Origin of the sequence: Sporosarcina jiandibaonis, assembly GCF_013184495.1 — a bacterium.
Classification (GTDB): Bacteria; Bacillota; Bacilli; order Bacillales_A; family Planococcaceae; genus Sporosarcina; species Sporosarcina jiandibaonis.
This window is the reverse complement of sequence record NZ_JAAOIY010000003.1, coordinates 305,448-317,306: the sequence shown is the minus strand read 5'-3', so window position 1 is coordinate 317,306 and position 11,859 is coordinate 305,448. Positions and strand designations below refer to the sequence as shown.

At 41.3% G+C, this 11,859-nt stretch carries 10 protein-coding genes; 1 reads left to right on the top strand and 9 read right to left on the bottom strand.

Features of this window, described 5'->3' with window-relative positions:
- Positions 1–88: 88 nt before the first annotated feature.
- The 8 genes from G8782_RS11315 to G8782_RS11280 all read right to left on the bottom strand — a co-directional run bounded on the left by G8782_RS11315 (position 89) and on the right by G8782_RS11280 (position 10,057).
- Positions 89–334 (bottom strand): FxsA family protein, encoded by a 246-nt coding sequence (locus G8782_RS11315; protein ID WP_172371178.1) that lies wholly within the window; start codon positions 332–334, stop codon positions 89–91.
- A 57-nt stretch (positions 335–391) separates the two neighbouring features.
- Positions 392–2,152, bottom strand: coding sequence for a pyruvate kinase (pyk, locus tag G8782_RS11310; protein WP_172371176.1), 1,761 nt, complete (start codon positions 2,150–2,152; stop codon positions 392–394).
- 50 nt (positions 2,153–2,202) lie between these two features.
- Entirely contained in the window at positions 2,203–3,162 is a 960-nt protein-coding gene (gene pfkA / locus G8782_RS11305; RefSeq protein ID WP_172371174.1) for a 6-phosphofructokinase, read from the bottom strand.
- A gap of 122 nt (positions 3,163–3,284) precedes the next feature.
- Positions 3,285–4,238, bottom strand: coding sequence for an acetyl-CoA carboxylase carboxyl transferase subunit alpha (gene accA / locus G8782_RS11300; RefSeq protein WP_172371172.1), 954 nt, complete (start codon positions 4,236–4,238; stop codon positions 3,285–3,287).
- A gap of 1 nt (position 4,239) precedes the next feature.
- The gene (accD, locus tag G8782_RS11295; RefSeq protein WP_172371240.1) at positions 4,240–5,100 is read right to left on the bottom strand and encodes an acetyl-CoA carboxylase, carboxyltransferase subunit beta; all 861 of its coding nucleotides are present in this window, start codon (positions 5,098–5,100) and stop codon (positions 4,240–4,242) included.
- The gene (locus G8782_RS11290; RefSeq protein WP_343035049.1) at positions 5,081–5,755 is read right to left on the bottom strand and encodes a FadR/GntR family transcriptional regulator; all 675 of its coding nucleotides are present in this window, start codon (positions 5,753–5,755) and stop codon (positions 5,081–5,083) included. Before G8782_RS11290 ends, accD begins: the two co-directional genes overlap by 20 nt.
- A gap of 263 nt (positions 5,756–6,018) precedes the next feature.
- Positions 6,019–9,099 (bottom strand): DNA polymerase III subunit alpha, encoded by a 3,081-nt coding sequence (gene dnaE / locus G8782_RS11285; RefSeq protein WP_172371170.1) that lies wholly within the window; start codon positions 9,097–9,099, stop codon positions 6,019–6,021.
- A gap of 22 nt (positions 9,100–9,121) precedes the next feature.
- Complete coding sequence (locus G8782_RS11280; RefSeq protein WP_172371168.1) at positions 9,122–10,057, bottom strand: DHH family phosphoesterase; 936 nt, start codon at positions 10,055–10,057, stop codon at positions 9,122–9,124.
- A 95-nt stretch (positions 10,058–10,152) separates the two neighbouring features.
- Between G8782_RS11280 and G8782_RS11275 the strand changes: the two genes are divergently transcribed.
- The gene (locus G8782_RS11275; RefSeq protein ID WP_172371166.1) at positions 10,153–10,470 is read left to right on the top strand and encodes a YtpI family protein; all 318 of its coding nucleotides are present in this window, start codon (positions 10,153–10,155) and stop codon (positions 10,468–10,470) included.
- A gap of 73 nt (positions 10,471–10,543) precedes the next feature.
- Here G8782_RS11275 and G8782_RS11270 read toward each other — a convergent pair whose 3' ends face one another.
- The gene (locus G8782_RS11270; protein ID WP_172371164.1) at positions 10,544–11,851 is read right to left on the bottom strand and encodes a DRTGG domain-containing protein; all 1,308 of its coding nucleotides are present in this window, start codon (positions 11,849–11,851) and stop codon (positions 10,544–10,546) included.
- Positions 11,852–11,859 lie beyond the last annotated feature (8 nt).

Sequence of the window (11,859 nt, the reverse complement as noted above, 5' to 3'; positions counted from 1 at the left end):
ATCAAGAAGACAATGGAATCTTAAAAAGATGACTCCGATTGAATATCGAAGTCATCTCATAGCTGCCTAATTAGCAGCGGGTATTTTATTAAACTGTCCGAAATTTAGGGCGCAGTTCAATCAAGGCGTTCCCGGGAGTTTCCATTGTAGTCATTCTATGTCTTAGTTCATTCCATGCTTTAGTTCCTTGCTTCTTCGCTAAGTACCCGCCGCCAATTCCAGTGAGTAAAATTATCGCTATTGTCGGTAACAATCCTAATGTATTTCCAGAATAAATTAGCAGTGCCAACTCCGCAGTAGGAACAATAATAAATAACAGGATCAGCCATCTCATATATGCAAAACCTCCTAAAAAAGGCTGCTAACCGATAATCCGGAAGCAGCCATGTTTTTATAGTACGCTTGCGTGACCTTTATAGATTACACCGGATTCAGCATCCATCGTAATATCTTGGCCGTTTTCAATGACAGTTGTCGCGTTTTCTACACCGACAATAACCGGGATACCCAAGCTGAGCCCTACTACCGCGGCGTGACTTGTCAATCCACTTTCTTCCGTGATCAGACCAGCACTTTTCTCAATTGCCGGCACCATATCACGATCAGAACCTATTGTTACAATAATTGCACCTTCAGTATTTTGTTTCAAAGCTTCTTCTGCATTATTCACTACCACCGCGCGTCCGTGAGCAACTGTTCGCCCAATTCCTTGACCGCGTGTTAGTAAATCGCCGATGACATGTATTTTCATCAGATTTGTTGTACCAACCTCGCCGACCGGAACACCAGCAGTGATAATGACAACATCACCATGAGTCACATATTGATGTTTGACACTTTCCTCTACTGATTCTTGAAGAATCTCATCAATCGATTTCACGTCTTTTCCAACAATCGGATAAACTCCCCAAACAAGTGAAAGTTTTTTCGAACATTTTTCTGATGAAGTCAATGCAATTACGGGACAACCCGGACGATATTTCGCAATCATTTTTGCAGTATGGCCACTTCTTGTCGGAGCTAAAACAGCTTTAACATTAAGATTTAGAGCAGTATAAGCCGCAGATTGACCAATCGCCTCTGTCAAGTTGCCTTGCTTTTCACGTCTGCGCGTTGAAACCAGGGAGCGATAATCAACAGCTTCTTCCGTATGAAGTGCAATTTTATTCATTGTTTGTACGGATTCTACAGGATACATACCCGCAGCAGTTTCACCTGATAACATAATCGCATCTGAACCATCCAATATTGCGTTCGCAACATCACTCGCTTCGGCACGAGTTGGACGCGGGTTATGTTGCATGGAATCCAACATTTGCGTCGCTGTAATAACAGGCTTTCCTGCTTGATTACATTTTTCTATAAGTTTTTTCTGGATTAGCGGGACTTCTTCAGACGGGATTTCGACACCCAAATCACCGCGCGCGACCATCAATCCATCAGAAACCATAATTATTTCATCGATATTATCGACACCTTCTTGGTTTTCGATTTTCGGTATGATCTGAAGGTCTGCTCCACCATTTTCTTCAAGAAGACTACGAATTTCCATCACATCGGAAGCGCGTCGTACAAACGATGCCGCGATGAAATCGACTCCTTCTTTAATACCGAACAAAATATCATTCGCATCTTTTTCTGTCATTCCAGGTAATTGGACTTGAACACCCGGGACGTTTACGCCTTTTTTGTTTTTCAAGGCACCTGAATTAATAACGAGCGTTTTAATAAGCCCATTTTCTTCATCTTTCCCAATAACTTCAAGCTGGATAAGACCGTCATCGAGAAGAATCGTTGACCCTACTTCAACATCTTCTATGAGCTTTTCGTATGTAACCGAAAACACGTCGCTATTTCCTTCTACTTCGGTCATTGAAATATTTATATGTTGCCCTGTTTCAAGATCGACACGTCCATCTTTCATTGAATGTGTTCGAATTTCAGGACCTCTTGTATCGAGCAAAATGCCTACAACTTTCCCTTTTTTACTAGCTGCTTCATTAATTCTGTCGATTCTCGCTTTATGTTCAGCATGATCACCATGGGAGAAGTTTAATCGTGCGACGTTCATCCCTGCATCAATAAGTTGTTCAAGTATTTCTGGCGATTCGCTTGCCGGACCGATAGTACAAACAATTTTAGTTTTTCTCATCTAGTTGTTACTCCCTTTATGATTAAAATAGTTGTCAGTTCTGTAATTCATCAAATCGAAAGCTCTTGGGACAATTTATACATCTTCATATCAATATCGTGATCATCAGTAAAGACGTCTTCCAAGTTATAGTCTATCACCTGATGCTTTTGCATGCCAATCGCTTTGCCTCCTTGACCTGTCAATAGAACTTCGACTGCCCTGGATCCAAATTGGCTTGCAATTACACGGTCTCTGACTGACGGCGAGCCGCCTCGTTGAACATGTCCAAGAACAGAATAACGGATGTCAATATCGGCTGTTTCTCGTAAAATGTTGGCGAGTTCATTTGCAGACATGACGCCTTCGGCAACAATAATGATACTGTGCTTTTTACCTCGACCTGTTCCACTGGCCAGGCGTTCGACAATGTCATCAATATCGTATTTTTCTTCCGGAATGAGAATTGTTTCAGCACCTCCGGCAAGTCCTGCCCATAGTGCCAAATCTCCTGCGTCGCGTCCCATCACTTCGATGATGAAAGTTCGTTCATGCGAAGTTGCCGTATCTCTGATTTTATCAATGGCTTCAATTATCGTATTTAATGCCGTATCGAAACCAATTGTAAACTCTGTCCCATTAATGTCATTGTCAATCGTAGCCGGAACACATACGCATGGGATTCCAAGCTTGGTTAATTCATAGGCGCCTTTAAAAGAACCGTCTCCACCGATGACGACTAATCCTTCGATTCCTTGCGCTTTAATCTGTTCTACTGCTTTGTCACGACCTTCAACAGTACGGAACTCTGGACATCTTGCTGAACGAAGCATAGTGCCTCCGCGTTGAATAATATCCCCGACCGAACCAAGCTCCATATTCTCAATCTTACCCTCAATTAAGCCTTGATAGCCATTATAAATCCCGGCAACTTCAAGACCTTCAAAAATAGCTTTTCGAACAACTGCACGCACTGCTGCATTCATCCCAGGTGCATCTCCGCCACTTGTCAAAACAGCAATTTTTTTCATAGTAGTCACTCCATCCGAAAATAATAAGCAGTCGAATAGCTAAGGATTTCAACAGCAATCAAGCACACCGATAGTGTGCTTGTATCATTTGCCTGCTATTCGTATATCAACATAAAGTTTTTTTACTCTCCAAATATACCAATTTCCCGGAACTTTTCATACCTTTGTGCTATAACTTCCTCATGATTCAACAAAGTTAACTCTTTTAAAGAAGTTCGAATTGCATCGCCAATGAATATAGCTTGTTTCTTTAAATCGCGATGTGCACCGCCTAAAATTTCGGGAATGATTTCATCAATAATTCCAATTTCTTTTAAATCCGGTGCAGTAATCTTCATGGCTTCGGCAGCTTGTTTTGATAAGCTTGAATCTTTCCATAGAATTGAAGCGGCACCCTCAGGAGAAATAACAGAATAGGTAGAGTGCTCCAACATATGAATATGGTTGGCTACACCAAGCGCCAATGCGCCGCCGCTACCGCCCTCCCCAATGACAATTGAAATCACCGGGACTTTCAATCCAGCCATTTCAACAAGATTACGAGCAATTGCTTCACTTTGTCCGCGTTCTTCTGCTGCTTTACCAGGATAAGCACCTTTCGTATCGATGAAACAGATTATAGGCCGATTGAACTTTTCAGCTTGTTTCATCAAACGAAGAGCTTTACGATAACCTTCCGGATGCGGCATTCCGAAGTTCCGGCGAACGTTTTCTTTAGTATCTTTCCCGCGTTGATGACCGATGACAGTGATTGGCTGAGAATCGAAGGAAGCGATTCCGCCAACAATTGCTTCGTCGTCACCGTAAGTGCGATCTCCATGCAGTTGAATGAAATCTTCAAAGAGCTGAGTTATATAATCCAATGTAGTTGGGCGGTGGGGATGTCTCGCAACCTGTACCCGGTCCCAAGCTTCCATATTACCATAGATATCTTCTTCTAGATTTTTAAGGCGTACTTTCAGTGTTTCAATTTCTTTCGATAAATTCACATCTGAATCAACCGTGAACTGTTCAAGTTCATCGATTTTTTCACGTAGCCTAACGATTGGCTCTTCGAATGCTAATGTTTTCCCCAATTCAGTTGGCCTCCTTTACGTGAAGTCTTACGATTTTAGAAAGTACATCCTTCATATCTGAACGATGAACAACCGCATCGAGCTGCCCATGATCGAGCAGGAATTCGGCCGTCTGGAAGTCATCAGGCAGTTTTTCTCTTACAGTTTGTTCAATTACGCGTCTGCCTGCAAAACCAATAAGTGCTTTTGGTTCGGCAATATTGATGTCGCCTACAGATGCAAAGCTTGCTGAAACGCCACCAGTTGTTGGATAGGTCATAATTGAAATATAGAGTAAACCTTGCTGTGAATGACGATTTAATGCCACACTCGTTTTCGCCATTTGCATGAGGGATAGGACCCCTTCCTGCATTCTTGCACCGCCGCTTGCTGTGAAAATAAGCATCGGGATATTGCGTTCTGTTGCTGTTTCAATAGCTCTCGTTATTTTTTCACCGACAACTGAACCCATAGACCCCATTCTAAAGTGTGAATCCATAATTGCAACTGCTACTTCGCGACCATCGATTTTACCTGTTCCTGTTAACACAGCTTCATTTAGTCCGGTCTTTTTTGCATCTTCTTCGACCTTTTCTGTATAGGCGGGAAAATTCAACGGGTTTTGGGTTTTTAAATGATCATCGATCGATACGAAGCTATCCTCGTCAAAAAGGATTGCCGCTCGTTCTGCAGCTGTCATTCTAAAGTGATGATCACAGTTGGGGCATACTTTTAATGCTTTTACGAGTTCTTTTGTCAAAGTGATGCTTTTACATTCCGGACACTTTGTCATAATCCCTTCTGGAACATCATTTTTATTATTGTTGGAAGGTATTGTTGATTGTTTTTGCTTCCGGTTTCTTTTAAAAATGTCGCGAATCATTACTTTTTTCCCTTCTTTCTCTTTCAACTACATCAATCCATTTCTTATATGCCGCTAGTGCAGCAATTTCATTTCCCGAGCGGACTGCTTGTAGCATGTCTTTTACTAATGAGTTCTCCACTCCATGGGTCATGGCGTCGAATCGAACCATGCTGTATTGCTTTAATAAAAACCAAATTTTCAATGAAAGACGATTCTCAGTTGCAATGATCATTTCTCTGATTAAATCCTCACGGAGTATTTCCCCATTGTGTTCGATTTTCGCGAGCAGGCTTTCCCATACTGGCAATGTTCGTAGGCTGCTATTCCGGCTGATTGCTTTAATTGCGCTAATTTCATGAATCCTTCTCGTTTCATTTACATCGTCGACTGATTCTGGTTGCTGCATGATGAAGTCAGCTAGCACTTCAACGAATTGGTGTTTTTGAAAATCCGCCAGAAAAGTTCCTTCACCGCGCTTCGTCTCAATAAGTCCAAGAAGTTCTAAGCTGCGGAGCGCTTCGCGAACGGTCGATCTGCCTACTTGCAGTCGTTCAGCCAATACACGTTCAGAAGGGAGTTTTCCACCTGTTTTAATACCTTCATTTTTAATAATGTCGCGTAATTCATGAACGATATCTAAATACATTTTTGATGGCGCTTTTTGAATTTCCACTTCGGTGCTCCTCTGGAAACAACAATTTTTTGGTGGTCAGACCACCACTGTCTTTAGCATACAGAAAAGATTACTAAACGTAAAGTGTAAGTAAAAAAAGTGGAAAAATCAAACTTTACCCCTAGATATTAACCTGAATCTTAATAATACCAGTTGACTATATTAAAGTTTTATAAGTGCAAGAATAATTCATCATTCATGTGATTGTTTTTTATTCGAACCGTTGATTCCCTTCCGGGGTGCCAAAGAACGTAAATTCTTTATCAAATCTTAAAAGCTTTTTGAACGAGGATTTGTGGTTTGCCTCTTCTTGTTTCGACTGTTCCTTCTACCCTTATCATTGCCATTTCGGTTAGTAATAGGTTGGATTCGGCATAGTTTCTTGGGAAGAATGTGCAGGATACTGTTCCTGTTTCGTCTTGGACTGAAACGAATGCCATGGACTCTCCTTTTTTCGTGCGTATGCGCTTGACTTCTGTTATTAGGCCGATAATGATCATATGATCTCTGTCACGCATAGTTGAAATTGATGATGCATTCATGAATTTGCCTTCGTAGTTTTTCTTGAGTTGAAGGGCTGGGTGTTCGGATAGGTAGAAACCGAGTACTTCATGTTCATATTCCAACATGATCATCCGCGGCATTTTTCCGCCCATTGTATATTTCGGATTGGCGATTGACGGGATGATGGAAGTTAGTAAATCATCACTGTCATTCGGACCTATGAACATTGCATGTGAAATTGCGGCGTCTATGGAGGCTAGGAGCGTAGAACGCGTTTCCCCAAACTCATCCAGCGCCCCCGCTTTTATGAGCGGGCTAATCGCTTTTTCGGTGAAAACTCCACTGCCAAGATTTGCAGCAAGATCAAACATCGTTTTCCAATTCGCTCCGTTATTTCTTGCCCTGATCAATTCAGAATAAAAGTTTTGTGTTACGCCTCGTATCGAACCGAGACCAATACGAACAGCATTCTTTTCAACAGTGAAAAAATAGTCGCTTTTCTTTATGGATGGAGGCAATATTTGGATTCCATAGGCTTTTGCCTCTTCAATTAATTCAACTGTTTTTTCATTACTACCCATCATTGACGACATAAGTGCAGCGTAAAAATACGCTGGTTCATTCGCTTTTAAATAAGCGAGTCGATAAGAAATGAGCGAATAAGCTACAGCGTGACTTTTAGGAAATCCATAGTCGGCAAATTTCACGATTAACTCATAGATGGAAATAGCATCCTGTTCAGGTACGCTATGATTCTTCGCGCTCTGTATGAATTTATTTCTTTCCTGTTGCAACACTTCGCGATTCTTTTTACTAACTGCTCTTCTTAAAAGATCCGCTTCACCCATCGTGTAGCCAGCAAACTTCACCGCGATTTGCATGATTTGTTCCTGATAGACGATGACTCCATAAGTTTCTTTCAAAATCGGTTCAAGAGATGGATGAATGTAGGTGATTTTTTCTTTTCCATGTTTTCTATTATTGTATAAAGGGATATTATCCATTGGTCCTGGACGGTATAGTGCATTAATTGCGAAGATATCCTCAAAACGATTCGGTTGAATCAATCGTAGGGTATCTCTCATGCCCTCCGATTCAAATTGAAAGACACCGGTCGTGTTGCCTCTTTTAAACACATCGAATGTTTTGGCATCATTTAGCGGAATCTTTTCAAAATCAATGCGAACACCTTTACCAATCCAAATGAGTCTTCGAATTCGGTCTAGCAACGTCAGATTTCGCAAACCGAGAAAGTCCATCTTTAACAGCCCTTGTTCCTCGACATCGCCCATCGGCCATTGGGTTAAGTAAATTCCATCTCCCCCGTCTTGAAGCGGAACAGTATCGACTAGAGGAGTTGGCGACAACACAACGCCTGCGGCATGTGTTGATGCATTCCGGGGAAGACCTTCTAAGGAACTCGCCGCATCGAACCATTGGCGTCTAAATAAATCCATCGCAATCCAATCCCGAAGCTTTGAAGATTCTTCAAATGCTTTTTCAAGAGTCATTTTAGATCGATTCGGGATAACACTCGATAAATAAGCCATTTCTTCAGTCGAAAAGCCAAATACCCGAGCGACATTTCTTGCTACCGATCTTGCCGTAAGCGTTCCGAACGTTATGATTTGCGCCACATGATTCTTGCCATATTTTTCAGCGACATAGTGCAACACTTCCATTCGTCGATTATCCGCAAAATCGATATCGATATCGGGCATTGATTTTCTTTCGGGGTTTAAAAAACGTTCAAATATAAGTCCATACTGTATAGGGTCGACATCTGTAATACGCAGAGCAAAGGCTACCAGAGAACCTGCGGAAGATCCCCTTCCAGGTCCTGTCAAGATATTGTTTTCTGCTGAAAATCGTATAAAATCCTCAACGATTAAAAAGTAATCCGTAAAACCCATCTCTTTTATGATTGACAGCTCATAATCAAGCCGCTTTAGATAGTTATCTTCAATTTTGCCTATTCTTTCCGATATGCCTGCTAAACATTTCTCTCGTAAATACGTTTCTGAGTCTTGGTTTTCCGGCACGGGAAATACAGGCATTAATGATTTTTCTTTTGTTACCTCAACATTGCATGATTGGAGTAATGAAGTCGTGTTATGCATCCAATGTTCTTTTCCGATAAACCATTGTTGGAGTTCTTCTTCCGTCGGCATATAGGCAAACTGAAACTCATTATCCTTCTGCGCTGCCGCCTCGCTCATTTTCTCTCCGGTTCGAATAGCCGTCGCAACCTCATATGCGAATGAATCTTCCGGTCGAATGAACCGCGATTCGTAAACTGCCGTAATCGATACTGCAGTTGTTTCGGCAATGCCCTCAATGTCAGTTTCATCGACATGTGTTTGACCGCCGGGTCGCGCAATCCCGATAAAAATCGTGGAATGCTTGCACTCTGCTTTAATTAGATGAATGAATTCTTCACTGCGAAATCCATCCCATGATGAATCTGTCATTGGACAAACAATACTACAGCCGGCACCGTATGCTTTTAACCATGGCAGCGGCAGAATTTCAGTCTCGCTCACAGAAATAGCACTACTGATTTTCATGAGGTTGTGATAACCTGTTTCGTTTTGCGCATAAATGTACACCAAAACGGATTGCTCATCGTCCATTTTCAAGTTGACGGACAATCCAATGACAGGTTGAATTCCATGGCGTTTTAACACTTTAGAAAATGTGCGAACTCCATATAATTTTGAATTTACAATAGACGCAGCTATAGCCCCTCTACTTTTCAGAAGTGGGGCTAATTCATTTAACTTTATAATTCCTCGTAATAGGTCTGCACCCGTTACTAATTGCGGATAGACTAATGTCACTGAATTCCCTCCGCTCAATTTATCAATTACATAATCGGTGTAGTTTTTCGATCAATTCGTCCGCTTCTTCCCATGAATAAACAGAAGCTCCAGAAGCAAGCGGATGCCCGCCGCCGTTAAATTGCGCAGCAAGAGTATTAATGATAGGTCCCTTTGAACGCAATCGTACACGGATTTGATTTTCTTCTTCGATAAAAATTGCCCATGCACGAATTCCTTTAACTTCTCCTAGCGAACCTCCGAGTTGAGAAGTTTCAATCGGTGTAACATTAAATTTATCAAGCGTAGCTTTGTCAAGCTTGATAAAAGCAGCCCCGTTTTCGTCAATTTCAAAGTTTTGATAGATATAACCTTGAAGATGGAGAATTTTACGATCAACTTCATACATTCCTGAAAAAAGACTCTCGCGACTGAAATCATATTTAATAAGTTCGCTTGCCACCTCGAATGTTTTTACTGTTGAACTCGGAAACATAAAACGTCCCGTATCTCCAACAATACCCGCAAACAATAAACGCGCTGATGCATCCGGCAATGTCCAGTTTTTCTCTATCTTCCCGTATTCAAATAATGATGCAATCATTTCTGAAGTGGAACTTGCACTCGTATCAACCCATTTGATATCTCCATACGGATCTGCATCCGGGTGATGATCAATTTTCATGAGCAGTGCGCCTTCCTTGTAGTGCTCTCCGTCGATTCTTTCTGTGTTGCCGGTATCCGTTACAATAACGAGCGCATCTTTATACAATGAACGAGTCACAACGTCGGGGACAGCCAGGTATGTAAGCGATTCTTCATGTTCGCCGGCCGCATATACTTTTTTGCCCGGGTAATTTTTTAAAATAAGTTCTTTTAAGCCGATTTGGGAGCCGTAAGCATCCGGATCAGGTCGAATGTGACGGTGAATAATTATTGTTTCGTACTTTTCAATTGTGTCAATGATTTGTCTTTTCATCCTAAATTCCTCCGAGCAAAATATATTCCAGTCGCATTCCGTTACAAAAATCGATACAATAAGAAGTAAGTTTTAGTTATGGAAGGCGGGCTTAGATGTTTAACTACATATTAGTATTTTTAATTATTGTATCTGTTGTTTATTATATCTATTTTAAGATGCGGCAATTCCGAACATCACATATGCATCCAATTCGAAAGAAAATGTATGCGAGCATGGCGGGAACCTCACTTGGGGGATTTCTTTTGTTTTTCGGAATAAACCAAGTCGTCTTATTTGATAAAGTCGTAAATTATATTGTAGCTGCAGTCTTTATTGCACTTGGTCTATATGTATTAATCGTGAATTATCGCGGCTATGCGCATTATAAAAAGTTCGTTATCGAAGAGGCAGAAATAAACCCGATTAACTAATGCATTAAAAGTGCATTAGTTTTTTATTTGAAAAATTATCAGCGGCTTCTTGATTTTCAAATTCTTTCGCTTCCTACCTTTCGAACAATTGGTACATAACCATCGCCTTAGCGACTAATTCATCATCCGCGAATACATCAAAGTCCACTTTAACAAATCGGCGACTCATTTGTAAGATTCTAGGATTCACGCTAACAATTGTACCAAGTTGTACGGGGTGTAAAAAATATAATGAAATGTTCTCCGCAATGCCCTCGCCGCGCTTTTGCATTTTAATCGCCCGATTTCCGGCTTCTGTCAGTAAAGTCATCATGGCGCCGTTTGATAAAGACCCAAACTGATTCGTCAATTGCGGAATGACTGTAAACTCAATTGATGGAACGTCACCTTTGACAACTTTTATTTGTTTTTTGACGATATCATCGATTGTTTCACCTTGGTGAGGTTGTCGCTGGGCAGTTTGGAATGACTTGAGAACGTCTTCCCGGGAAACAATTCCTGTGAACTCCCCTGCATCGTTTACAACGGGCAATAAATCTATCCCTTCCCAAATCATACTATGCGCTGCAGCAGCCACACTTGTATTTTCAGTTACGGTAATCGGATTACGCGTCATTACTTTTTCAATTTTCTCTTCATCGGATTTTCCTATGATATCTCTTGATGTAACGATACCGACTAATTTACCTCGGAGATTAGTGACAGGATACCCTAAATGACCTGTTTTTTTATTGCAGTCATTAAAATCCTTCACCGTATCATTAATCGACAATACGATTGTCTCGGATAACGGCGTTAATATATCGACAGCCAACAAAATCTCTTTTTCAATCATCTGATCATAAATAGCTCGGTTCAGCATTGTTGCTACCGTAAATGAATCATAGCTGGATGAGATGATTGGAAGTTCCAATTCATCAGCCAACTTTTTCACTTCATCTGCTGCGTCAAAGCCGCCAGTTACCAGTACAGCAGCCCCGGCATTTAACGCGATTTCATGGGATTTCATGCGATTTCCGACAATCAGGAGACTTCCCGCTTCGATATAGCGCATCATATCTTCTAACTGCATGGCCCCGATAACGAATTTTGTAAGTGTCTTATGTAACCCAGCACGTCCGCCGAGCACTTGCCCATCTACAATATTCAGCACTTCTGCGAACGTTAAACGCTCGATACTTTCTCTTTTTTTCTTTTCGATTCGAATCGTCCCGACACGTTCAATCGTATTGACTAATTTACGATTTTCCGCCTCTTTTATTGCACGATAGGCAGTTCCATCACTAACAGATAGTTCCTTTGCAACTTGGCGGACAGATATCTTTTCGCCAACCGCCAAGTCTTTAATATAACGCAGTATCAATTCATGTTTAGTCGACATTTCTTCAC

Excerpts from the sequence above, each read along its gene's own strand:
- G8782_RS11315 (WP_172371178.1), bottom strand. The coding sequence starts at position 334 with ATGAGATGGCTGATCCTGTTATTTATTATTGTTCCTACTGCGGAGTTG.
- pyk (WP_172371176.1), bottom strand. The coding sequence starts at position 2,152 with ATGAGAAAAACTAAAATTGTTTGTACTATCGGTCCGGCAAGCGAATCG.
- pfkA (WP_172371174.1), bottom strand. The coding sequence starts at position 3,162 with ATGAAAAAAATTGCTGTTTTGACAAGTGGCGGAGATGCACCTGGGATG.
- accD (WP_172371240.1), bottom strand. The coding sequence starts at position 5,100 with ATGATTCGCGACATTTTTAAAAGAAACCGGAAGCAAAAACAATCAACA.
- G8782_RS11280 (WP_172371168.1), bottom strand. The coding sequence starts at position 10,057 with ATGAAAAGACAAATCATTGACACAATTGAAAAGTACGAAACAATAATT.
- G8782_RS11275 (WP_172371166.1), top strand. The coding sequence starts at position 10,153 with ATGTTTAACTACATATTAGTATTTTTAATTATTGTATCTGTTGTTTAT.
- G8782_RS11270 (WP_172371164.1), bottom strand. The coding sequence starts at position 11,851 with ATGTCGACTAAACATGAATTGATACTGCGTTATATTAAAGACTTGGCG.